General features: G+C 63.5%; 23 protein-coding genes and 1 pseudogene. 13 read left to right on the top strand and 11 right to left on the bottom strand.

What is annotated here, in order from left to right; genetic code table 11:
• A pseudogene (locus tag VQ042_RS18490) lies at nucleotides 1-203 on the top strand (hypothetical protein); the annotation flags it as partial.
• Nucleotides 204-287: 84 nt separating this feature from the next.
• Here the strand turns inward: VQ042_RS18490 and VQ042_RS18495 are convergent.
• The gene (locus tag VQ042_RS18495; RefSeq protein WP_331821793.1) at nucleotides 288-1,019 is read right to left on the bottom strand and encodes a GntR family transcriptional regulator; all 732 of its coding nucleotides are present in this window, start codon (nucleotides 1,017-1,019) and stop codon (nucleotides 288-290) included.
• Between the two features lie 145 nt (nucleotides 1,020-1,164).
• Here VQ042_RS18495 and VQ042_RS18500 point away from each other — a divergent pair, with 145 nt between their 5' ends.
• The 6 genes from VQ042_RS18500 (at nucleotide 1,165) to tnpC (ending at nucleotide 8,521) form a co-directional block, all read left to right on the top strand.
• Nucleotides 1,165-2,856: a thiamine pyrophosphate-binding protein gene (locus VQ042_RS18500; RefSeq protein ID WP_331821794.1), complete on the top strand. Its 1,692-nt coding sequence runs from the start codon at nucleotides 1,165-1,167 to the stop codon at nucleotides 2,854-2,856.
• Nucleotides 2,857-2,903: 47 nt separating this feature from the next.
• Nucleotides 2,904-3,890: a Bug family tripartite tricarboxylate transporter substrate binding protein gene (locus tag VQ042_RS18505; RefSeq protein ID WP_331821795.1), complete on the top strand. Its 987-nt coding sequence runs from the start codon at nucleotides 2,904-2,906 to the stop codon at nucleotides 3,888-3,890.
• A 79-nt stretch (nucleotides 3,891-3,969) separates the two neighbouring features.
• On the top strand, nucleotides 3,970-4,467 hold the full coding sequence (locus VQ042_RS18510) for a tripartite tricarboxylate transporter TctB family protein (RefSeq protein ID WP_331821796.1): 498 nt from the start codon (nucleotides 3,970-3,972) through the stop codon (nucleotides 4,465-4,467).
• A 1-nt stretch (nucleotide 4,468) separates the two neighbouring features.
• Nucleotides 4,469-5,992 (top strand): tripartite tricarboxylate transporter permease, encoded by a 1,524-nt coding sequence (locus VQ042_RS18515; protein ID WP_331821797.1) that lies wholly within the window; start codon nucleotides 4,469-4,471, stop codon nucleotides 5,990-5,992.
• Entirely contained in the window at nucleotides 5,989-6,840 is an 852-nt protein-coding gene (locus VQ042_RS18520; RefSeq protein ID WP_331821798.1) for a VOC family protein, read from the top strand. The genes VQ042_RS18515 and VQ042_RS18520 overlap by 4 nt, the downstream gene beginning before the upstream one ends.
• A gap of 295 nt (nucleotides 6,841-7,135) precedes the next feature.
• On the top strand, nucleotides 7,136-8,521 hold the full coding sequence (tnpC, locus tag VQ042_RS18525) for an IS66 family transposase (protein ID WP_331821799.1): 1,386 nt from the start codon (nucleotides 7,136-7,138) through the stop codon (nucleotides 8,519-8,521).
• 197 nt (nucleotides 8,522-8,718) lie between these two features.
• Here the strand turns inward: tnpC and VQ042_RS18530 are convergent, their stop codons facing one another.
• The 10 genes from VQ042_RS18530 to VQ042_RS18575 form a co-directional block, all read right to left on the bottom strand.
• The gene (locus VQ042_RS18530; RefSeq protein WP_331821818.1) at nucleotides 8,719-9,183 is read right to left on the bottom strand and encodes a RidA family protein; all 465 of its coding nucleotides are present in this window, start codon (nucleotides 9,181-9,183) and stop codon (nucleotides 8,719-8,721) included.
• The gene (locus VQ042_RS18535) at nucleotides 9,180-10,193 is read right to left on the bottom strand and encodes an ABC transporter ATP-binding protein (protein ID WP_331821800.1); all 1,014 of its coding nucleotides are present in this window, start codon (nucleotides 10,191-10,193) and stop codon (nucleotides 9,180-9,182) included. The genes VQ042_RS18530 and VQ042_RS18535 overlap by 4 nt, the downstream gene beginning before the upstream one ends.
• Nucleotides 10,190-11,236 (bottom strand): ABC transporter ATP-binding protein, encoded by a 1,047-nt coding sequence (locus VQ042_RS18540; protein ID WP_331821819.1) that lies wholly within the window; start codon nucleotides 11,234-11,236, stop codon nucleotides 10,190-10,192. The genes VQ042_RS18535 and VQ042_RS18540 overlap by 4 nt, the downstream gene beginning before the upstream one ends.
• 10 nt (nucleotides 11,237-11,246) lie before the next feature.
• Complete coding sequence (locus tag VQ042_RS18545) at nucleotides 11,247-12,113, bottom strand: ABC transporter permease (protein WP_331821801.1); 867 nt, start codon at nucleotides 12,111-12,113, stop codon at nucleotides 11,247-11,249.
• The gene (locus VQ042_RS18550; RefSeq protein ID WP_331821802.1) at nucleotides 12,113-13,054 is read right to left on the bottom strand and encodes an ABC transporter permease; all 942 of its coding nucleotides are present in this window, start codon (nucleotides 13,052-13,054) and stop codon (nucleotides 12,113-12,115) included. Before VQ042_RS18550 ends, VQ042_RS18545 begins: the two co-directional genes overlap by 1 nt.
• A gap of 60 nt (nucleotides 13,055-13,114) precedes the next feature.
• Complete coding sequence (locus tag VQ042_RS18555; protein WP_442880125.1) at nucleotides 13,115-14,653, bottom strand: ABC transporter substrate-binding protein; 1,539 nt, start codon at nucleotides 14,651-14,653, stop codon at nucleotides 13,115-13,117.
• A 3-nt stretch (nucleotides 14,654-14,656) separates the two neighbouring features.
• Nucleotides 14,657-15,451, bottom strand: a complete 795-nt coding sequence (locus tag VQ042_RS18560; protein WP_331821803.1) for a creatininase family protein — start codon at nucleotides 15,449-15,451, stop codon at nucleotides 14,657-14,659.
• 4 nt (nucleotides 15,452-15,455) lie between these two features.
• Entirely contained in the window at nucleotides 15,456-16,613 is a 1,158-nt protein-coding gene (locus VQ042_RS18565; protein ID WP_331821804.1) for a mandelate racemase/muconate lactonizing enzyme family protein, read from the bottom strand.
• Nucleotides 16,614-16,754: 141 nt separating this feature from the next.
• Entirely contained in the window at nucleotides 16,755-17,672 is a 918-nt protein-coding gene (locus tag VQ042_RS18570; protein ID WP_331821805.1) for a MurR/RpiR family transcriptional regulator, read from the bottom strand.
• A 443-nt stretch (nucleotides 17,673-18,115) separates the two neighbouring features.
• Nucleotides 18,116-19,171, bottom strand: a complete 1,056-nt coding sequence (locus tag VQ042_RS18575) for an alanine racemase (RefSeq protein ID WP_331821821.1) — start codon at nucleotides 19,169-19,171, stop codon at nucleotides 18,116-18,118.
• 105 nt (nucleotides 19,172-19,276) lie between these two features.
• On the opposite strand from VQ042_RS18575, the gene VQ042_RS18580 reads away from it, so the two are divergent.
• From VQ042_RS18580 to VQ042_RS18605, 6 genes are read left to right on the top strand one after another with little or no spacing between them, the layout of a single operon-like run.
• Nucleotides 19,277-20,116, top strand: coding sequence for a transporter substrate-binding domain-containing protein (locus VQ042_RS18580; protein WP_442880127.1), 840 nt, complete (start codon nucleotides 19,277-19,279; stop codon nucleotides 20,114-20,116).
• A 56-nt stretch (nucleotides 20,117-20,172) separates the two neighbouring features.
• A complete protein-coding gene (locus VQ042_RS18585) occupies nucleotides 20,173-20,835 on the top strand; it encodes an amino acid ABC transporter permease (RefSeq protein WP_331821807.1) in 663 nt (220 codons plus the stop codon).
• 14 nt (nucleotides 20,836-20,849) lie between these two features.
• Nucleotides 20,850-21,512, top strand: a complete 663-nt coding sequence (locus VQ042_RS18590; RefSeq protein WP_331821808.1) for an amino acid ABC transporter permease — start codon at nucleotides 20,850-20,852, stop codon at nucleotides 21,510-21,512.
• 10 nt (nucleotides 21,513-21,522) lie between these two features.
• Complete coding sequence (locus tag VQ042_RS18595) at nucleotides 21,523-22,287, top strand: amino acid ABC transporter ATP-binding protein (RefSeq protein ID WP_331821809.1); 765 nt, start codon at nucleotides 21,523-21,525, stop codon at nucleotides 22,285-22,287.
• A gap of 27 nt (nucleotides 22,288-22,314) precedes the next feature.
• Entirely contained in the window at nucleotides 22,315-22,710 is a 396-nt protein-coding gene (locus VQ042_RS18600; protein ID WP_331821810.1) for a RidA family protein, read from the top strand.
• An 11-nt stretch (nucleotides 22,711-22,721) separates the two neighbouring features.
• Nucleotides 22,722-23,528, top strand: a complete 807-nt coding sequence (locus VQ042_RS18605; RefSeq protein ID WP_331821811.1) for an IclR family transcriptional regulator — start codon at nucleotides 22,722-22,724, stop codon at nucleotides 23,526-23,528.
• The last annotated feature ends 95 nt before the right edge of the window (nucleotides 23,529-23,623 follow it).

The following is a 23,623-nucleotide window of genomic DNA, read 5'->3' on the forward strand; positions in this document are numbered from 1 at the left end:
ATGGGCGACTGGACCGCAACTTCCTCCTCGGCCATGCTGGCGACGCCATCAACGCACTCCTCGTGGCCGCCGCCCACAATCTACGCCTCGTTCTCACCGTCCTGGCGCTTTGGTTTGTCTGGTTCCTGCAAGCAAGCCAGCCAAAAACGGCGAAACCGCATACGTCCAAACGTCTTTCCGGGTGCGTCGCTTCAACGGCTTAGCCATTATTCAGGGCGGACTACGTACCGATTGTCATCGGAATTGCGTCAGACCTATCATTTCGCGCTTATTCACATCGTTTGCGGCTATAAAGTCGAAGAACCCTGCGTGCGACGCTCGCTCGTGGCGATCTCCAGAGGCGCATAAAGCTGGGAAAAGGCGGCTCTCACATTCGCCGTTACCTCTTCAAGTCGGCGCTCGATATGGGCACGCATCGCCGCCGCCGCACGCTCACCGTCACCGTCCCGAACCAGCGCCAGGATTTCGCCATGCGGCTGCGTGGTAATGGCGGCTGGGCCATCTCTTTCGCTCAGAGACTGGAGGTCGATGAGGCGGACATAGTGGATCCGGCCATTGACGTTCTTGAGAAGCCGCACGAGTTCGCCGTTGTGGGACAGCGCAGCCAGACCCAGATGAAAGGTCTCATCGAGGCGAACCAGGTCAACCGGCGAAGCACCGGGGCTGTAGCGATCCTTCGACAGATCGAGCTGCGCAGCCAGCGCCTCCAGTTCGGCCGGCTTGGCGCGGCGGGCCGCCAGTCGTGCGGCTTCGCTCTCGATCGCTGCGCGCGCTTCATATAGGTCCATGATCTCGGCGGGGTTGAGCGAGCGGCAAAAGAAGCCGTTCCCGTGTCGACTCGTCAGAAACCCCTCCGCAACCAGCCTGTTCAGGGCTTCGCGCAAGGGTGTCCGGCTCGTTTCCAGTCGAATGGCGAGAGCGCTCTCGTTTAGTCGCTCCTCGGGCTTGAACTGGTAGCTTGCCGCCATCTCCTTCACCTGGTGGTAGATGCGGTCGACGGCGCCGAGTTCTTTTTCCATTTGACGTCAGTACCATGAGCCGAAGGTCAGCAGGGTCCGTGCGAGGGTATCCTCTCCGGCACCGCAAAAAGCAATTGCATCCCGTCGCGATCTGCATAATCATCTGTATACAGGATGGAATGCAACGAATGAAGCGGGAGACGACGTGCCCAATACGATGAACGGCGCACAAGCCATGGTCCGCAGTCTCGAGGCCCATGGAGTCGAGCATATCTTCGGTTTGTGCGGTGACACGACGCTTCCGTTCTACGACGCGATGATGAGGCTCGATCATTCGATCACCCATGTGCTGACCCGCGACGAGCGCAGCGCCACCTACATGGCGGACGCCTATTCTCGGGTCACCGGGCGCGTCGGGGTGTGCGAAGGCCCATCCGGCGGCGGAGCGACCTACATCCTGCCCGGACTTATCGAGGCGAACGAGAGTTCCTATGCGGTACTGGGAATCACCACCGATGTGTCCGTCGCCTCCTATGGCCGCTACCCGCTGACGGAAGTCGACCAGGAAGCGCTGATGCGCCCGCTGACCAAGTGGAACACGGTGATTCGCCGTGCGGACCACATTCCGCGGATGGTGCGTCAGGCGTTCCGTTCCATGACCACGGGCCGACCCGGCGCGGCGCATCTGGGTCTGCCCTACGACATCCAGTACGACGCCGTCTCTCCCGACGATATCTGGGCCGACGGCAATCTTGCGCGCTATCCCGCCTATCGGGTCGGGCCTGACGCCGACAGCATCGAGCATGCGGCCGAAGCAATCCTTTCGGCCCGTTCGCCCCTCATCGTGTGCGGCGGCGGGGTCGTCATCTCCGGCGCAATGGACGAACTGGACAGATTGGCCACGCGCCTGGACATTCCGGTGGCGACCTCGATCTCGGGCCAGGGAAGCCTCGCCGAAACCCACGCAAATTGCGTCGGCGTTGTCGGCTCCAACGGCGGTACCGACGAGACCTGGGAAGCCATGGCGGGCGCCGATCTCATCGTCTTCATGGGTTGCCGCGCCGGTTCCACGACGACGTCGCGCTGGGAGGCACCCAGGCCCGGGACACGGATCGTCCATTTCGACAGCGACCCGATGGCGATCGGCGCGGTCTATCCGACGGAAGTCGGAGTCGTGGGCGATCTGCGGCTGTCGCTGGCGGCGTTGAACGCCGAACTGGACCGACGCGGCCAAGGACAGGAATCGTTTGGCGGAGCGAAGGCCGTCGCCGACATCCGCCGCCGCAAGTTCGAATCCTTCGACGCGCTGGCACAGAGCTCGCAGGCTCCGATCCGGCCCGAGCGCGTGATCGCCACTCTGCAGCGCCTGCTGCCGGACGATGCGACGATCGTCTCAGACCCCGGCACCTCGTGTCCGTATTTCTCGGCCTACTACACGCTGCCGCGCGCCGGCCGGCATTTCATCACCAACCGCGCGCACGGTGCGCTCGGTTACTCGCTTTCGGCCGCACTCGGCGCCTGGTACGGCCGGCCGGGCAGCAAGGTCGTCGGGCTGATGGGCGACGGATCCTTCGGTTTCACCTGCGGCGAGCTCGAGACGGTGGCGCGCGTGGGCGCGCCGATCACCTACGTCGTCTTCTCCAATTCCAGCTTCGGCTGGATCAAGGCGAGCCAGCGCGATGATTGCGGCGGGCGCTACTACAATGTCGATTTCAACCGCACGGACCAGGCCGCCGTCGCCGCGGCCTTCGGGGTAAAATCCTGGCGCGTGGAGAACCCGGACGATCTGGAGCGCGTCATGCGCGAGGCCATCGCCCATGACGGCCCGACACTGGTCGACGTGATTTGCCAACCTCTCGAGGAAGCCAAGGCGCCCGTGCGGCGGTGGATGGGGTGACGCGGCATAGTTTGCCAACAGAAAGCCAACCAGCCAGAGGAAGTACGATGTCCAATCTGACCATGACCAGACGAATTCTCGCAGGCCTCGTTCTCGGACTCCCCCTCACGCTCGGCGCGCAAGCCCAGGACTACCCGTCCAAGGACCTCGTCCACATCATGCCGTGGAGCGCTGGCGGGGGCACCGACACGGTGATGCGCACCTTCATGAATTTCGCCGAACAGCAGCTGGGCGTCGGTATCAACACCCAGAACATCACGGGCGCCCAGAGCGGCATCGGCACGCTGCGTCTGATGAAGGCACGGCCGGACGGCTACACCATCGGCTCCCTGACATGGGACAGCCTCATCACCGTCCCCTATTACGAACTGGTCCCCGGCTACAGCACCGAGGAACTGGCCTATCTGGGCTCTGTGACCGTCCATCCCACCGCGCTGGTGGTCTCGGCGGATTCTCCCTGGAAAACCCTGCAGGAGTTCATCGATGCGGCCAAGGCCGCCCCCGGCGAGTTGTCCATCTCCAATGTGGGCAGCGGCGGTGTCTGGCACCTGCCTGCACTGGACTTCGCCAACGAAGCCGGCATCGAGGTGCAGCATATCCCCTACCCCGACGGCTCCGGCCCGCAACGCGAGGCCTTGCTGTCGGGTGAGACGGACGCCGCCTCTTTGAGTGTTTCGGCCGCTTACCCGGCCATCGAGGCGGGCCAGGCCCGTGTTCTGGCGGTGATGGGTGACGAACGCGACGAGGCAGCGCCGGATGTCCCGACCTTCAAGGAACTCGGCTACGACGTCGTATGGGGTGGCTTTCGCGTAATCGCAGCTCCCGCGGGAATCGCACCGGAGCATTCGCAGCGACTGCAGGAGGCCTTTGCCGCCGTATTCGAGATGCCCGAGTTCCAGGCCCGCGCCGAGGAGACCGGAATGGGCGCGGTCTGGATGGATGGCGAGGCGACGGCCGCCTATCTGGAAACGGCTCAGGAACGCGCCTTCGCGTTGATGGACAATCTCGTGGAGCAGGGCCTTCTCGAGAAATAGGCCGCCGGCTGCCCATCGTTCCCGTGCTTTGCGCGCGGGAACGATGCACTCGTTCGATCTCCGTCAGAAGCCGGAACGCATGATGACCCGCCCGTTCAATCCCGCCATCGGCTTTGCGCTGTTCGTCCTGACGCTCAACACGGTCTACGCCAGCCAGATCTGGCATCTGGGCGTTCCGTTTCAGCGTGCCGGAGAACCGGGCCCGTCATTTCTGCCTATCCTTCTTTGCGCTTGCCTCTTCGTCGTCATGGGCAGGATCCTGTTCGCCGAGTCACGCACCGTTGCGCCGGCCGCCGACCGGAAACGCTCGGGCACAATCGCGTTCCTGCCATTGACGGGCCCCGTCCTGGTCCTCGCCCTGACCGCGCTTTTCATCTTCGCCTTCGAACGCATCGGCTATCTGGCTTCGGCAGCCGGATACACGTTCCTGATCGCCCTTTTCTTCAATCATGAACAGGACGGCGGATGGCTGCGCCCCATCCTTCACTCGGCCCTGACGTCCGGCGCGATCACCCTGTTCGGCTGGTTGTTCTTCGCCCAGCTCTTCGACCTCTACCTTCCGGTCTGGGGTGGCTGACATGCTCGCAGACCTCGCCGGTGGCTTCGTTGCCTTGCTCGACCCCCAGACCTTCCTCCATCTGATCGGAGGATTTCTTCTTGGCCTGTTCTTTGGGGCCATACCCGGACTGACGGCTACGCTCGCCATCGCCTTGCTCCTGCCATTCACATTCGGGATGGAGGTGGTCAACGCCCTGGTCATGGTGATGGGGATCTACATGGCCGGCATCTATGCCGGCTCGATCACCGGCATCACCGTGAACATTCCCGGAGCACCCTCCGGCGCGATCACCAGCATCGACGGCCACGCGCTGATGAAGCAGGGCCACGGTGCCCAGGCGCTTGGTCTCGACGCGTTCGCATCCACCATCGGCGGTCTCATCGGCGCGCTGGTGCTCATGCTTCTGGCCGTTCCGGTGAGCCATCTGGCCCTGTTGTTCCAAACGCCCGACAAGTTCTCGCTTGTGCTTTTGGCCGTGATCACGGTCACCGTCGTCGCCCGCGGTTCCTTCTGGAAGGCCGCGGCGGCGACGATCCTCGGCCTGATGATCTCGACCGTCGGGATCGACCCGATGACACCGGAGGGACGGTTCGATTTCGGCAGCTTCTACATGGTCGAGGGTATCGGCCTGCTGCCCGCGGTGATCGGATTGTTCGCCATCTGCGAACTCCTGGTTCAGGCGGCGACCCCGAGTTACCTGACCCGCGGAGAGAACGTGGCGGCGATGCCGGCTGCCCGTCACCGGGACTTCATCCCGAGCGTCAGGACGCTTCGCGAGATCGGCCCCGTGACATACGTTAAAAGCTCCTTCATCGGCGTGCTGGTCGGCATGCTGCCCGGCGGCGGTGCGTCCATGGCGTCGTTCATCGCCTATGCGGAGGCCAAGCGCGGCTCGAAGACTCCCGAGCGTTACGGCCAAGGCTCACATGAGGGGCTCGCAGCCTCCGAGGCCGCCAACAATGCCATGTGCGGTGGCGCGATCATCCCGCTGATCACCATGGGCATTCCGGGCGACGCGGTGACGGCGATCATCTTCGGTGTGTTTCTGATCCACGGGCTGGTTCCGGGGCCTACCATGCTGGGACAGAATCTCGACATTGTGGCTCCGATGTTCGCGGCGCTCTTCGTCGCCTCGATCTTCATCTTCCTCTCGGTCCTGGCGTTCGGGCCATTCTACCTGCGCCTGGCCCGCATCAATCGCGGCGTTCTCTACGCCTTCATTGCGATGATCTCGATGGTCGGGGTCTTCGGCTCCTCCTTCTCCTCGTTCCAGATGTGGCTGGCGCTGGCGATCGGCGGGTTTGCCTTTGGTCTGCGCGCCTTCGACTACCCGGTGGTGCCCATGCTGATGGGGGTGATCCTCGGGCCCTATCTGGAAGAGTTTCTGCGTCGGTCACTGATCGTCTCCAACGGTGATCCGACGATTTTCCTGACCAGGCCCGCCAGCCTGTGTTTCCTCCTGCTGACCGTGCTCTTCATCTGGCTGTTGCGCGTCAAGCCGGTCCCCGGCGGACCGGCGGCTTCGGGCGATACACGACCATGAGCCATCCGATCGGCGGGCTCGACCATGCCCTGATCCTGGTCGACGCGATCGCCGGCGCGGCCGCAGCCTTCGAGGCGATGGGCTTCACGATCTCTCCGATGGGGCTGCACAGCGAGGCGAAGGGCTCGGCAAACCACACGATCATGTTCCAGGACGACTATCTGGAAATCCTTGGCATCCTGCGACCGACCCCGCTGAACCAGGAACGGCGCGAGGCTCTTGCCTGCGGCGGACCCGGGCTGCACGGCCTTGCGATGCGCGTCGGCGATGCAAAGGCGGCAGAGACGGCGTTCGCCGCCTTGGGAATTGCGACCGGCGCCTATTCGCAGTTCACCCGCCCCGTGGAGGAGAGCTCCGAGGCAGGCGGCATCGCGCGCTTTGCGACCCTGACATTCGATCGCTCCGAGGTTCCGTTCGGCCTGGCCTTCATGTGCGAGCACCGCACACCGGAGCTCGTCTGGCGGCCCTCGCTGAGCGAACATGCCAATACGGCGATCGGCATCGGCCAGGTCGTGGCGATCCGCGACGAGCCCGTTGCCGATGCCGCGCGCCTCGCGCGGGTTTTTGGGTTCGACCTCCAGGAGGAAGGCGCAGGATCCTGTGTGCTCTCGGGCCGAAATGGCGGCGCCTCGATCGCGCTGCTTTCGCCGGAACGGTTCGGCGCGCGGTTCGGCGACGTCCTTCCGGCGAGCGCGCCCTATGCGGCGTGCCGAATTCGCGTCCGCCGGATCGAGGCGGCGCGCCATGCCCTGCGTGTGGGATCCGTTCCGTTCGTCGAAGGGTCTGCCAGCCTTGCTGTACCGCCGACCGGAGACACAGGCGTCGTCATCGAGTTCGTGCAGGCATAAAGGCGGACATTTCCCCGCCTGGAAGGGTATGCAAGGGCAGTTGGGGGCGGGCGTCCTGCCTACACCTCGGCAAGATGAGTTCGGTGCTCTTTCGACCGAATAGGGTGACCCCCGTCGGCCCGTTCTCCCCGAATGCGTGGCTTATGGGGCAATCCTTGAAGCGGACAAGATCATATCCGATTCTACATCGGAAATTTAAGTCGACGGAGTCACGCTCGGCGCTTACAGAGTAATTACCCATCCCTCTTGCCAGCGCGTTCGAAGCCTGAATCCATGAGCGGATGGAACGCGGTGATTGCAGCGGCTGTCGAAGGATGAACTGATCGATCTAGTGCTGCGGCTGCAGCGACCGGAGAAGACGTCGCGAACGTCGTCGAAGCCGCCTGCGACAGACCGCAAGGAGCGGCGCGACAAGGCCAGGCCGGGCGGCGCCAAACCCGGCCACGAGGGCAAGGCCCGCGCGATGAGCGAGACGTTCGACCGAAAGGTCGACCATCGTCCTGGTCAGTGCCCCTGTTGCCAGGCGAAACTCTCTGACGACTTGCCCACCGAGACGGCAGGCGAATACGAGACGATCGAGCTTCCTGAGATCCATCCTTTGGTCGAGCGCCACCGGCGCCTTTCGGTGCGATGCCCGTCCTGCGGGTTGCTGGTCGCAGCAAAGGTGCCGGACGCAGCGAACGGCACGCCCTTCGGACCGCGCATTCATGCCGTGGCGACCTATCTCAAGACGTTCCAGGCGTTGTCCTACGAACGTCTGCAGGGCGCGTTCGCGGACCTTTTTGGGCTCAGGATCAGCCAGGGCGGCCTGATGAACATGCTGCGGCGGTCGCAGACAGCCTTCGTGCCCGAGCGCGACACGGCCATCGCTGCCCTGCGCCGGGCGAAGGTCATCGCCTCCGACGAAACCGGCGTGCGCATCGAGGGCTCGAACGCCTATCAATGGGTGTTCCGATCGAACGAAGTTGTCGTGCATCGCGCCGCTCCAACCCGGGGCGCCGTCGTCGTGCGCGAGTTGATGGAAGGGCATCGGCCAGAGGTCTGGTGTTCCGATCGCTATTCGGCCCAGCAGGGGCATGGCGCAGTGCATCAGACCTGCCTCGCCCATCTGGCCCGGGATGTCGCCTATGCCGACCAGACGAGCGACGACATGCTGNTCTGGTGTTCCGATCGCTATTCGGCCCAGCAGGGGCATGGCGCAGTGCATCAGACCTGCCTCGCCCATCTGGCCCGGGATGTCGCCTATGCCGACCAGACGAGCGACGACATGCTGCCGTCGCGACTTCGGCTCTGGCTGAAACGAGCCTTTGCCCTTGCCGATGGGATCGGGACCTTTGCGGCCTCGACGATCGCTGCCAAGCGCCGGGCCCTGGAGCGAAGTCTCGCCGACATTCTCGTCGCACCGACCACCTGCGATCTGGCTCGGGATCTTCAGATGAAATTCCGGCGCGCCCGCGATCAGCTCCTAACCTTCGTTGCGTATCCCGGACTGGTGGAGCCAACCAACAACGGTTGCGAACGTGCGCTGAGACCTGCCGTTATCCAGCGCAAAGTGACCAACGGCTACCGCGCCATGTGGGCGGCCGAGGGCGAAGCCGACATTCGCACCGTCGTCGATACCGCAAGGCTGCGCTCTGGCACCAACACCTTCCAGACCATCCTCAAAACCGTCAGCGTCTGACCGCCGAGGACGAAGACTAGCGGGGGTGGGCAATTGCCTTACAGATCCTTGTTGCTTTGGCTGTCTACAACGGAATTAGAATAGAACGTTAGGTCGATAATAGACGTGGGGCTTCGTCCACGATTTTTCATCACAGATGACCGAAGCAGTGATGGACGGCCACACGCCGGCAGCCCAAAATTGCGATTGGATTCGGACTAGTCTTTTCTGAATCTGACGATTGCCTCGATCTCTACCGTGATCTGGCCCGGAAGCGATCCGAAGCCGACGGCGGACCGGGCATGGCGCCCTTTGTCGCCGAAGACGTTGACCATCAGGTCGGAGCATCCGTTGATGACTTTCGGGTGGTCCGAGAAAAGCGGGTCGGCATTCACCATGCCCAGAAGCTTGACTACGCGCTCGACGCGGCCGAGATCACCGAGGGCATGCTTCATCACGGCGAGGAGATTGAGGCCCGTCAGTTGCGCGTGCGCGTAGGCCTCCTCGACGGAAACGCCTGCACCGACCTTTCCGGTCGCCAGCTGGCCGTCGTGATTGCGCGGCCCCTGGCCCGACAGATACAGCAGCGACCCGTCTTCGACGTGGGTGACGAAATTGGCGATCGGCGCCGCCACAGGCGGGAGGGTGAGTCCGAGTTCGGCGAGCTTATCTTCTGGCGTCATGTGATTTCCTTCGTATGGTTCTGTGCGGGCAGCCAAGCCGGCAGGTCTCGCTGCCTGATGCAGGCGACGGTATGGTGTTCGCCGACTTCCTCGATCGGCGGAACCGCGTTTGCGCAGGCGTCAATCGCGTCGGGACAGCGTGTGCGGAAGACACAGCCCGACGGAGGCGAGAGCGGGCTGGGAATGTCGCCCTTCAGGACGATGCGTTCGCGGCGGCGTTCTGGATCGGGGAGCGGGGAGCTCGACAGAAGCGCCCGCGTGTAGGGGTGACGCGGATTGCCGTAGATGTCCTCAGCCCGGCCACTTTCCATGACACGGCCAAGATAGAGGACGACGACGTCGTCGCAGAGATATTCGACGACGGTCAGATCGTGTGAGATGAACACGACCGTCAGTCCCAGCTCAGTCTGAAGCGACTGGAACAGATTGAGGATCTGTGCCTGAACGGACACATCGAGGGCCGAGATCGGCTCATCGGCGACGATCAGGTCGGGCTGTACCGCAAGGGCCCGGGCAATGCCGATTCGCTGGCGCTGGCCGCCGGAGAATTCGTGCGGAAAGCGGCGATCATGATCGCGGTCGAGTCCGACGTGTTCGAGCAGATCGCCGATCATCTGCTGCCTGGCGCTGCCCTTGGCGATCTTGTGCGTGTCGATCGCTTCGCCGATGATGTCGGCGACCTTCATCTTCGGGTTTAGACTGGAATAGGGGTCCTGGAAGATGAACTGCAGGCGTTTGCGCAGTTCGCGAAGACGCTTGTTCGAGGCTTGGAAGAGATCCTCTCCCTCGAACAGCGCTTCGCCGCCCGACGGCTCGACCAGGCGCATGATGCAGCGCCCGATCGTCGTCTTGCCCGAGCCGGATTCGCCGACGATTCCGGTGGTTCTGCCACGTCTGACATCGAAGGACACGTCGGCGATCGCCTGGACGAGCCCCTTCCCGATGTGGAACGTCTTGACGAGGTTGCGCACCGACAGGAGCGCCTCGTTCGTCCGTTCGGTCGCACTCATACGTCCTCGTGCCTCCAGCAACGGGTGGAATGCAGCGTCTCCACCGCAATCAGCGGCGGGCTCTCCGCGCGACATTTTTCGACTGTCAGGGGGCAGCGATCGGCATAGGCGCAGCCCTGGGGAAGATTTGTCACGCTCGGAACGGATCCGGGGATCGGGCTGAGCAGACGTCGCCGTCCCGTTGCGTCTCGGTCGCGTGCGGGGTCAGGAATGCAGGCGATGAGCCCTTTCGTATACGGATGGCGCGGCGACTTGAAGAGAGATCTGACCGGTGCCTGCTCGACCACCTTGCCGGCATACATGACGGCCACGTCATCGGCGATCTCCGCCACGACGCCGAGATTGTGGGTCACGAACAGGATGCTCATGCCCATCTCCTGCTGCAGCCGACGCAGAAGCTCGAGGATCTGCGCCTGGATCGTGACGTCGAGGGCGGTGGTCGGCTCGTCGGCGATCAGGAGGAACGGGTCGCAGGCGAGGGCCATTGCGATCATCACCCGCTGGCGCATGCCGCCGGACATGGAGTGGGGATAGTCGTCGAGACGGCGATCGGGGGAGGCGATCTCGACCAGTTCGAGCATGCGCCGGGCCCGGCTGCGGGCGTCGGCACGCGAGATCGTCTCATGCAGGCGGATCATCTCGATGATCTGGTCGCCGACGGTGTAGAGCGGATTGAGGCTCGTCATCGGCTCCTGGAAGATCATGGCGATCTCCCCGCCACGGATCTTGCGCATCACGCGACTGTTGGCCCTCGCCAGGTCAACGACGCTGCCGTCGCGTCGCTTGAAGGTCATCGTCCCGTCGACGATCCTGGCCGATGGGGCGAGCAGCCGCATGATCGACAGGCTGGTCACGGACTTGCCGGAGCCCGACTCGCCGACCACGGCCAGGGTCTTGCCCTGGCGGACCGTCAGGTCGACGTCGTCCACGGCCTTGGCAATGGTCGAGCCGATCCGGAAATGGGTCCTCAAGCCGGACACCTTCAGCGTGACGGCGTCCGAAGACGCCGGCGCCGATCCCGTGTTCACCGGGGCCGCGTTCATCTGCGTCATCTCAGAGATCCTTGCGCAGGCGGGGGTCGAGAAGGTCGCGCAGGCCGTCGCCGACGAGCTGGAGCGACATCACGGACAGGATAATGGCAAGGCCCGGGAAGACGGTCATCCAGTCGGCCTGGCCGACATATTGGCGGCCTGCCGAGATCATCGTGCCCCATGTGGGAATGTCCGGACTGACACCGACACCGAGGAAGGTCAGGCTTGCCTCCGCCAGCATCGCATAAGCGAAGATGAAGGTCGCCTGGACCATGATCACGGACAACAGGTTCCGCAGGACGTGACGATAGAGGATGCGCCAGGTCGGCACGCCAAGGGCGCGGGCGGCCTCCACATAGGGCAGTTCGCGGATGACGAAGGTGGAGGCGCGCACGATGCGCGCCAGGCGCGGCGTGTAGACGATGCCCAGAGCGACGATGACGGTGGCGGCCGAGGGACCGAGGGCCGCTACGAGCGCGATGGCGAGCAGGATGTCGGGAAAGGCCATCATCGCGTCGATGATCCGGGCGATGACGACATCGGTGCGGCGGAAGAAGCCCGCCACGAGCCCGAGTGCGATGCCGATCACAGAGGCGAAGATCGTCGCAACCGCGCCGATCATCAGAGACGTCCGGCCGGCATAGATCGCGCGCGTGAACACGTCGCGGCCAAATTCGTCGGTGCCGAAGAGATGGTCTGCTCCCGGTGCGATCAGTCTATTGGCGATCGACAGCTTGTTGGGATCGTAAGGCGCGAACAGCGGAGCGAAAACGCACAGGACGACAATGACCAGGAGCAGCGCCGCACCGAGGGCGAGGGGCTTGCGCTCGCGCAGGATCTTCGCAAGGCCGGCGGTCCGGGTGCCTCGTGCGGCGACGGAAACGGCCATCAGAATCGCACCCTGGGATCAATGACGAGATACAGCATGTCGATGGCAAAATTGATCAGGACATAGAGCGCGGCCACAACGAGAAGAGCTCCCTGGATCACCGGATAATCCCGGCGCATGACCGCCGACACGACGAGATTGCCGACACCGGGAAGGCCGAACACCGTTTCCGTCACGATCGCCCCGGAAATCAGTAGGGCGGCGGTAATGCCGATGACCGTCAGGATCGGAATCAAGGCGTTCTTGAACGCGTGCTTGAGGATGACGGGCGTTTCCGCCATGCCCTTGGATCGCGCGGTCCGGATGTAGTCGTCATCGAGGACGTCCAGCATCGAGGCACGGGTGAAGCGCAGGATCAGCGCCGAGCTCACGACGCCGAGCGTCACGGCCGGCAGGACCAGATGATGCAGCCGCTCGAACAGGGTCGTATCGGGACCGCCATAGCCGGCGACGGGAAACCAGCCCAGACGCACGGCGAACACCTGGATCACGATGAGCGCGAGCCAGAAGCTCGGAACGCTCGCCGCAAACATGGCGAGCGTCGTCGACGCCTGATCGAACAGGCTGCCGCGATGATAGGCCGACAGGATGCCAATGGGCAGGGCAATGACGGTGGCGATGAGGATCGAGAACAGGGTGAGAAAGAACGTCGGCTCGGCGCGCTGGCCCAGGGCAGTCAGCACCGGCATGTTGAGGAAGATGGAATCGCCGAGATTGCCGGTGAGGATCTGGCCGAGATAGACGCCGAACTGGACGAGGAGGGGTTGGTTGAGACCAAGGCGGTCGCGTAGCGCCGCGATGTCGGCAGGCGTCGCATCGGGGCCGAGCATGACGGCCGCCGGGTCGCCCGGCGCAATGCGTACGATCACGAAGACGATGGTCGCCACGACGAAGAGGACGACGATCATGCCGGTAAATCGTTTGAGGACGTAGCTGGCCATCGCGCCTTCCGGTGACATCGGGATAGGTCCGGCGGGCGCTGTGCGCCCGTCGGAATCAGGTTACTGCGAGATCGAGACGTTCCAGAAATAGGGCCAGGGCGATGCCTCGAAGCCCTCGACCTTCGGCGACTTGGCTGCAAGGGCGGCAAAATCGCCGACCTTGTAGAAGGGCGCCTGCTCGTAGATCAGGCCCTGGATATCGGACCAGATCGTCTGGCGTTTCGCCAGGTCGGTCTCGGTGTTGAGCGCCGTCAGAAGCTCTTCCTTTTCCGGCGTCGACCACCAGCCGGGATAGCTTGCGGGCAGCGGTGCGATCAGGGCCGGGTCCGGCAGGAAGGGGCTGTGGGTGATGAAGATGTCCCAAAGCGCCGGATCGGCACGCCGTTGCACGAGGGTCGCCCAATCGACCACGTCCAGCTGGGAATTGAGGCCCGCGGACTTCAGATAGGCGTCCAGGACCTGGGCCATCTTGTAGTGGAACTCGTACTGTCGGCTTGTTAGAATGCGGATCGGTTCGCCATCGTATCCGGCTTTTTCGGCAAGGCTCTTGGCCTGTTCCACATTGCCCTGGTTATAGGCTTCGACGCCCGCCTCGTTGCGCCAGACATAGCCTTCCGGGTACAGCGCTCCGTCGACCTTGAAGAAGCGCTCATCACCAAAGGCCGCCAGCATCAAATCGTCGGAGTTCTGCAGGGCCTGGACGGCCTTGCGCATGTCCTGATCCGTCATGACACCCTGTTTGGTGTTCATGATGAACATCGGCCAACCGAAGGATTCCGTCAGCATCGGCTCGGTCTGGCCGGTCAGCCGGTCGTAGGATTCGACGGGGAGCAGCTCGGCGTAATCGTACTGGCCGGCGACAGCGCCTTCCACGCGGGTATTGGCATCGGGAACGGGCACGAACCGCACCTCGTCGAGAAGTGCCTCCCTGCGGCCACCGAAGCCGTCCGCCTCGCCGTCCAGCGGCTTGTAGTCGGGAAAGCTCACCAGCTGGATGTACTGATCGGGGCGGCGCTCCTTCAGCATGAAGGGCCCGGTGCCGATGAATTCGGTCAGCGGTTCGGCCAGGGTTTCCTTCGGCAGGATCACGGCGGCCGAATTGTTGAAGGCGAGCAGCGCCGGCAGCGGGCCGAAAGGTGCGCTCAGCGAGATCGTGACGGTGTTGGCATCCGTCGCCTCGACCTTTTCCACCTTGTCTGCGACCAGTTGTCCGCGCGAGGCGATCTTGAACCAGCGCTCCAGTGAGGCGACGACGTCGTCCGCCGTCATGGTCTTGCCGTTGTGGAACTTGATGCCCTCGCGCAGGGGAATCGCCACCGTCTTTCCGTCATCGGAAATTTTCGGCATGTCGGCCGCCAGCAGCGGGGTGACGTTCCATTCCTTGTCGAAGGTGTAGAGCGTCTCAAGGAAATGCTGCGTGACCATGCCCAGAAGGTCGCCCGTCGCGGCCATCGGGTCGAGCGTGTTCGGTTCACCGATCGTGGCGACCGTGATGATGCCGCCGGGCTTGTCCTGCGCCATCACTGCCGCGCCGGAGGCGGCTAGGCCACCAAACGCCATGGTCGCCGCAAGGCAGCTTCTTGCCAATGTCTTCAACATATCTCAGTCTCCTTCGGTTTTCAGATCTGCTGTGGAAGACGCGACCGACAGGTCACGGACGACTGCAAGGAGTTGTTCGGTCACTGCTTCGATGATCGCCTGACCCTTGGCTGCCGTCGCCAGGGATGCGTCGCCGACGGCGCCCAGCCCGTCGGACATCTCGGCCATGGAACGGAACAGGGCGCCGCGGGCTGGCAGGATCATGTCCGCATTGGCCCAGCCATGGGTCGGAACGTAGCTCATGGGTGGAAGATGGTCAGGTTGGCGAACCGCCGCCGGATCGACGTGCAGCATCAGCGACGTCTCGAGTTCGCAGGCGTGATTGGCGCCGGCAAAGCCGCTCTCGCGGATCTGCGAGATTTCGGGGCCCGCCAGCCGCCACCAGGTCAGCATTGCGATGCGGCAATCGAAATGCGAGGCGCCGAATTCCTCGAGCAGGACCTGGCCGATGGCCTGGTTGCCGCCATGGCTGTTGAAGATCACGAGATTGCGGAAGCCGTGCCGGACGACGGATTCCAGAATCGCGCCGACATAGTCGAGGAAGCTGCGGTGCCCGATGCTCAGCGTGCCGGGAAAATCCATATGGTGCTCGGAGCAGCAGACCTTGACCTGGGGCAGGATCAGCACTTCGCCGCCGGCTCGCGCTTCCAGTGAATCGAGAAACGCTGCGCCGATGACCGCATCGGTGTCGAGCGGCAAATGCGGGCCGTGCTGCTCGATCGCCGCGACGTTGACAATGACCGGAATGGTCCGCGGCAGGGCCTGGATTTCTCGTGTGGTCAAACGTTCCCAGCGCATCGGATCAATCGATCCTTCGCTTGGAGACGCCGAAACGTTCGAGGGCGGCGTCGCTCAGCCTGACGCCGAGACCCGGGCCGTCGGTCGGCACATGGATGAAGGGGGGCTCGACCTTCAGCGGTGTCTCGAGGAGATCGTGCGACCGGATCATCCGGCCGAAGATATCGCCGGGCCATACACAGCTCGCGGCGGCCGAGCACTGGTGGACATACATGGCTTCGAGGATGCCGAGATCGACCTCGGAACCGTGCCAGCAGTAAAGGCCCGCCGTGCGGGCGATATGGTCGAGCTGCTGGAACCCTGCCAGTCCGCCATTGAAGTTGAACCCGTCGACGGCGCCGTGGGCGATGGCGTCGATGGCTTCATAGGGGCGCTGTCCCTGGTAGATGTAGGGGAGGGAGACGTGCAGCGCGATCGGGATCGACGAAAAGCGCCGCAGTTCCTTGTAGTCCAGCATCATCCAGCGCGGGATCGGATCCTCGAGAACGAGGACGTTGCCGATCTTCTCGATCTCGCGGATGATCGGCCGCGCGTTGCCCGGGTTCTCCCAGCGCTGGTTCGGATCGAAGATGATCTTCATGCCGGGCGCGTGCTCGGCGATCCTGGCGCACCAGCCCGGTACGTCGTCTTCGAGGTCGCATTTGAACTTGATGACCTTGAAGCCCTGGTCCTGATACTGGCGGACCCACGGACCGATCTCGTCCTGCGTGCGGTGACTGGACCAGGCGCTGACTGCGATCTTGTCACGCAATGCGCCGCCGAGGAGGCGATGCAGCGGAACCCCGAGCTGCTTGGCGTAGGCGTCCCAGATCGCGCATTCGAACCCGTCATACTCCCGGCAAAGCGGGATCGGCAGCTTCTGCAGGATCAACTGGTCGAGCGAGCGACCCATGAGATTGTCGGCGATCTGTTCGACGCGTGTCCATTCATGGTCGCGGTAGAACTCGCCGAGACCCATCGTGCCGTCCGAGAGGTGCAGGCGAAGGATCAGTTTGGGCAGTTCGTCGAACTGCACGCTCCAGCTTTCCTTGCCGCCGACAGGAAGCATGTGCAGGGGCTTGGCGAGAGTTTCGGAATTAATGACGCCGGGATGGGCCGGAACGACGACCTCGTCGAATTCGAACCCGATGATGTGCGCCTGGCGCGAAGCGATGCCGTCCACGATGGTCTCCGTCTGCGTTCAGCCAGATTTGTACCAAAACTACATAAGCTGTCAACGAAGATGCACTTGGTGGCCATTTTCTGCAATTCCCGGCGGCAATCTTCGAGCTGTTTCCCGGTAGAATTCCGGAAAACTACATTTTCAGTCGCCGACCGGCTGATTTTCGCTCTCGCCGTTCAGGTCAGCGAGCATCGTACGGGCGTTCCACAATTTGGAGGAGATGTGCTTCATCCGGCGACCGCCAAGGAGCGTTGCGAGGCAGTCCAAGATGAACAGCTGGCCGTATCTCCCGCGGTTCGGCATGTAGAAGAACTTTTCCTCGTCGAAGGCGATGAGCGGAATGAGGACGTCGGCCTCGATTGCCAATGGAGTGCCGCCAGCCGTCACCGCGATGATCGAAGCACCACATTGCTTCGCCGAGCGAGCGCTTTCGATCAACGAGCGCGGACGACCGGTCACGGAGAACATCAGGAAGACATCGTTTTTCCCGGCTGTGGCTGCGGTAATGCGCTGCTTGTAGGCGTCTGCGGTCGCGCTGGCTGCCAGATCCAGTCGGAAAAGCCGGTTCTCGGCCTCAGCTGCCACATTGGCCGAACTGCCGCCGACGCCGAAACAGAAGACGCGTCGCGATCCGTCGATCAGATCGGCGGCCCGATCGAGAGCGGCGGGATCACGCTGGGCGAAGGCGCTGGCGAGAGCCTGGCTTGTCGCCTCATAGACATGCCCGGCCACGTCGCTGCCCGTCTTTGCGGGGTGCTGGTAGTCCGCCGAAAGATACATGCGACCTATGGCGTAATCCTGAGCGAGCCGGATCTTGAAGTCGCTGAACCCGTCGCAGCCCATGTGGCGCGCGAAGCGGATGACGCTCGGTTCGCTGACGCCCGCCCGACCGGCCAGCGCCTTCACGCTGCTGCGGGTCGCGGCGTCGATATTTTCCAGCAGGGCATCGGCCACAGCCCTGTCGGCGCGCTTCATGGTCGGAAGCTCATGGCGCATGCGATCGATCAGGCTCGACGGGGGAAGAGCTTTCGAGTCGCCGGTCTCTCGCCTCTGTTTCATCAAAGGTGTTTCCCCGCTCATGTCTGTCTGAATGTCGTCCAGACCTACATTGCGCTGGCGACAATTCCAATCGTTCTGACGAACCGTGTTGCCCTGGGAGACTGCGCTGGTCGAACCAAAGGACCGGCCGCATCATGCGGAACCGGGCTGATCTGTGTGTGCGCTTGGAGGAGTGGTGGCGCGCCGGGGTTATAAGGCCAATCTGGATCGCGAAGCCTGCACATGGCGCGACTTTGGAGCGGCGGCCTCGAATTCAGCGACGCACGCGGTGCAATCTCGCAGACCGCCGAAGGCGGCGAAGGTGACGCGACTTGAACATGAAATTTCCGGTCCATGTCTGGCGATCCACCGCGCCACTTCGTCGATTGGACCGGCCTTCGCAGGCAATACTTCGCTGCTCGACGTCGCGATTGGGGAGCGCCCGAAAGCGCTCGACCGGCGGTTCAGACCACCGCCCCGCGAGCGTCGACGATGGTCCGCTCCAGACTGCCGTCGGGCGAGCGCAGGTAGATGGCGTCGAGCATGTTCGACACGACGCAGGCATGGTTCGGAATGATCGAGAGCCGGTCGCCGACCTTCAGCCTGGACAGGCCCTCGCCGGAAAGATGGCCGTGCTCCTCCGACAGCGCATGGATCGCGATGTCGGGATGCCCCACGACAAGTCCATGACCTTCGAGCCCGAGCAGATCGCTGGTGAGCACCTTGCTGCCGGCGTCAATGACGGCCCGGCCATCGTGTCTGGAGACGATCGTTGCCTCGACGGTGAGGGCACACTCGGCCATTGTCGCGACACCCCGGGCAATCAGCGAACGGTCGTTGTAGACGTAGGTGCCGGGCCGGTACTCCGTTGCCACCGGCGCGACATGGGCATGCCACATGCCGGGCGTGCCGCCTGACGATATGCGTTCGCAGCCGAGCCCCTCCGCCGCGATCAGCCTCTTCGCCTCGGTCATGAATGCCTGGACCGTCGCCTCGCCGCCGACCGGCGGGTAGGTCATGAGGCCGCCGAAGCGTAGACCGGGGCTGGCTGCGATCGCGAGCGCGAGGCGGCACGCTGCCGCCGGATCGGATACGCCGCAGCGCTGTGCGCCGGTGTTGCATTCGACAAGAACGCTGAGCGGCGCCGCTGCGCCGGCGAACCCTCTCGCGAGCCCTGCGACCACCGCTTCGTCATCGGCGACGGTGGACACCGTGATACGCTCCGCGAGCCGGCGCAGCCGGGCGACCCGCTCCTCGCCGAGAATATTGTAGGTCAGGAACGCGTCTTGCACGGCAGGTGACGCATCCACCATTGCCTCGGCCTCCGAGACCTTCTGGCAGGTAATCCCGACGGCCCCCGCGGCGAGCTGAAGCGCTGCCATCAGCCCAAGCTTGTGGGTCTTGATGTGCGGCCGCACCGCCAGGCCATGACGGTCCGCATAGGCCTGAAACCGGAAGATGTTGGCTTCGGCCTTGGCCAGATCGACGACGACGGCGGGCGTGAGGGGGAGATCGGACATGTTCGGCTCCGGTTTGGGTTGACAATTCTTTTGGCATGCACGTAGCGTAGTCAATCCCAAATATGGGACATATGTCCAACCAGATGGAATGGTACGCTCATGTCGATGAAAATGCGTTCCCTCGCTTCGCTGGCGGCAGCAGCTCTACTGGGGCTCTCAGGCAGTGCCTTCGCCCAGGATTCCAACAAGCTTCAGGAGGTCCTCGAAAGGGGGCAGCTGATCGTCGGTACCGGCAGCACCAACGCCCCGTGGCATTTCAAGGGAGCTGACGGAACGCTGCAAGGCTTCGACATCGATATCTCGAAGGTCGTCGCCAAGGCGCTGTTCGACGACCCGGAGAAGGTCGAGTTCGTCAACCAGTCCTCGGATGCCCGCATTCCCAACATCACGACCGGTCGCGTCGACATTTCCTGCCAGTTCATGACGGTAACGGGCGAACGGGCTCAGCAGGTGGCGTTCACTGTTCCGTACTATCGCGAGGGCGTCGGCCTGATGATGCTGGCTGGTGGCACGTATCCCGACTACGAGGGGTTGAAGACGGCCGGGTCGGACGTGACCGTCGCGGTTCTCCAGAATGTCTATGCCGAGGAAATGGTCCACAAGGCGCTGCCCGAGGCCACCGTTGACCAGTACGATTCCGTCGATCTGATCTATCAGGCGCTCAATTCCGGGCGAGCGGCCGCTGTCGCGACCGACCAGTCGTCGATTGCCTGGTACATGAAGCAAAACCCGGACAAGTATGTCGACGCAGGTCACGGCTGGAACCCGCAATCATATGCCTGTGCCGTCAGGCAGGGCGATCAGGCCTGGCTGAACTTCGTCAATACCGCACTGCGCGAGGCGATGATGGGCGTCGAGTTCGACACCTACGCTGCCAATTACGAGACGTGGTTCGGCAAGCGGCCGCCGGAGCCGACGATCGGCTTCCCGATGGAATTCCGCTGATCAAAGAAAGCGACCGGCGCGGTTGAGACCGCGCCGGTCCTCTGGCGGACGGTGCGATGGGTTACCAACTGAACTTTGATGCGGTCTGGCGCAGTTTCGATGATCTCCTCTGGGGGCTCGCCCTGTCGCTCCAGATGGCCGTCCTCGCGATCGCGATCGGCTGCCTGATCGGCCTCGTCGTCGCCTTCGCGCTGGTGTCCAAGCTGCGCGTGGTCCGTTGGCCGGCCCGGGTCTATGTCACCATTCTGCGCAACACGCCTATCCTCATCCTTATCCTGTTCGCCTATTTCGCCTTGCCCCAAGTTGGGGTGACGTTGGGAAAGGTCGAATCCTTCATCGCGACCCTGGCGATCTACTCCGGCGCCTATCTCGCCGAGGTGTTTCGCTCTGGCCTCGTGGCGATTCCGGTGGGACAGGAGGAAGCGGGGCTGGCGATCGGCCTCAGGCGCAGCCAGATCCGCGTTTACGTGATCCTGCCGCTGATGTTCCGAAACGCACTTCCGGCGCTGGGGAACACGGTGATCTCGCTGTTCAAGGACACATCGCTCGCCGCTGTGATCTCGGTGCCGGAACTCACCTACGAGGCCCGCAAGATCAACGTCGAGACCTTCCGCGTGGTGGAGACGTGGATTGTCGCGGCGGGCATCTACGTTTTGACCTGCACGCTCATGGGCGCCATCCTGCGCTTCGTGGAGCGGCGCATGGCGATCCCGCGGTGAGGGGCCGATAAGCTATGGAGTTCCACGTCTTCTTCGAAGCCGCCTGGGCCGCTCGCGAACCGATCTTCTTCGGGTTTCTCATGACGATCGCGATCTCAAGCCTCGCTATCGTCGCAGGGTCCGTCGTGGGGCTCGGCGTCGGGCTTGGCCTCGCCTATGGTCCGGCGCCGATCGCATGGCCGCTGCGCGGCTACACCGATTTCGTACGAGGAACGCCCGTCCTCGTTCTGATTCTGGCGAGCTACTACATCCTCTCGACCGTCGGCTTGAGGCTTTCGGCCTTCGAGGCGGGTGTCCTCGCGCTCAGCGTCTTCTGCAGCTCGCATATCGGTGAAATCGTGCGCGGGGCGCTGCTCTCCATCGCCAAGGGGCAGGTCGAGGCCGGCAAGGCGATCGGGTTGACCTTCTCGCAGACATTTGTCTACGTCCTCGTGCCGCAGGCGATACGGCAGATCCTGCCGACATGGGTCAACACCGCCGCCGAAATGGTGAAGGCTTCGACGCTGCTGTCGATCATCGGCGTCTCCGACCTCCTGCTGACGACGCAGGAGATCATATCCCGGACGTTTCTCAGCCTGCCGTTCTACCTGTTCGTCGGCTTTCTCTATTTTCTCATCAATTTCGGGATCGAGCGCTTCGGCCGCTATGTCGAGCGCCGCACTGCGATCCCGACCTGAGGCGGCGGCTATGGAAAACCTTCTGGAAGTCCGCGATCTGCGCAAGAGCTTCGGGGCGACCGAAGTTCTCAAGGGTGTGAACTTCACGATGCGGCGCGGTGATGTCGTCAGCATCATCGGATCGAGCGGTTCGGGAAAGACCACGCTGCTGCGTTGCGTGAACCTCCTGGAGGAGTTCCAGGGCGGCTCGATCCACATCGACGGCAAGCCGGTCGGCTATGTGGACGACAACGGTCGGCGTCGCCGTCTTTCCGAACGGGAGATCGCCCGCGGTCGCGCGGAGACCGGCATGGCGTTTCAGCAGTTCAATCTGTTCCCGCACCTGACGGCCGCCGGCAACATCATGCTCGGCCTAACCAAGGTGAAGAAGCTCGGCAAGGCCGAGGCGGGCGGAATTGCCGAAACATGGCTCAAGCGCGTCGGGCTGGAGGGGCGGGAGGATCACTATCCCGGACAGCTCTCGGGCGGCCAGCAGCAACGGGTCGCAATTGCCCGGGCTGTCGCCATGGAGCCGAAGCTGATGCTCTTCGACGAGGTCACCTCCGCGCTCGATCCGGAACTCGTCAGCGAGGTGCTGCAGACCGTCAAGGACCTTGCGCAGGATGGCATGACGATGCTTCTCGTCACCCACGAGATGCGATTCGCGCGCGACGTGTCCTCGAAGGTCGTCTTCATGAGCGAAGGGCGGATTGCCGAGGAGGGCGACCCGAAGACGATGTTCGCCGATCCACAGACCGAGCGGCTCAGGGAATTCCTGAGTTCGTCGGTGTTCTAGACACGATCCAGACGGAGAATAAAGGCCATGACGATCAAACGCTATGGAGACGGAGAGACGGGGACCGGTGGACAGCCGCTTCCCTTCGCGCGTGCCGTGGAGGCCGGTGGTTGGCTCTACGTCTCGGGCCAGACCGCGATGGTCGATGGCGAGGTCGTGCAGGGCGGCATCGTCACGCAGTCGCGGCTGGTGCTTGAAAACGTTGACCGTATCCTCAAGGAGGCTGGCTACGATCGGACGGACGTCGTCCGGGTCGGTGTCTGGCTGGACGACCCGCGCGACTTCTCGTCATTCAACAAGGTGTTCGCGGAGTTTTTCGGCGAGACGAAGCCGGCCAGGGCATGCGTGGAGTCCCGGATGGTGGTCGACTGCAAGGTCGAGGTCGACTGCATCGCCTTCAAGGCGACCGGCAAAACGGCCTGAGGAGACTGACAGTGAGCGGGACGAGGGAGGCTGAGACGTCGTCACGGGCGCGTGGCGTCGACAGGAGCGTCGACATACTGAACCACCTCGCCGAAGTGGGCGAAGCCCGCCGCCCGAACGAGATCTCGGCCGCCTTGGGCGCACCGCGCTCGTCCACCTATGATCTCGTCCACGCGCTGCTCCGGACCGGACTTCTCGACCGCGCCGACGATGAAGGCCGGGTGTTCCTGGGACGCCGCGTTTTCATGCTGGGACTTGCATACCAGGATCGGTTCGACCTGTTCCGCGAGGCGCGCAACACGCTGGCCGAGTTGTCGAAGATCACCGGGGAAACGTCGCAGCTCTGCCTGCTGGACGGGGCGAAATACACCGTCGCCCTCATGCATGAGGGGCCGCGCCCCTTTCGCATCTCGGCCTCGGTCGGCGAGCGGGTTCCGATCCCCTGGACGGCGTCCGGCCGTCTGCTTCTGGCGCATCTCGACGATGCCGGAATCGAGGCGACGATCCCGCCTGAGGATTTCACGCTTCCCAGCGGCAGTCGCATCGCGGTCGCGGACTTCATCGATGAGGTCCGCGCCGCGTCGCGAGATGGATACTACGTTGCCGAGAGCATCGTCGACACCTATACGCGCTGCTTTGCCGCGCCGGTGGTCGATTCGCGCGGCATCACGATCGCGACCGCCTGCCTCGTCGCGCCGCGCGAGGATGGTCTGCGCAACGAGGTGGCGTATATCGATGGCCTGTGCGATGCGGCCGCCCAACTGACGGCCAAATGCGGCGGTGTCTCCGCCTCGCGGCGGCGTGGGATGTCGGCGTAGACGCCTGCGGTTCCCGCCGTCGCCACGATGACATGCGAACCTAGCCCAAGGCAGCGAGAGACATGGCCTGACGCCGTATCCGATGGCCTTTTCGC

The organism is Aurantimonas sp. A2-1-M11, from assembly GCF_036549475.1.
Taxonomy (GTDB): Bacteria; Pseudomonadota; Alphaproteobacteria; order Rhizobiales; family Rhizobiaceae; genus Aurantimonas.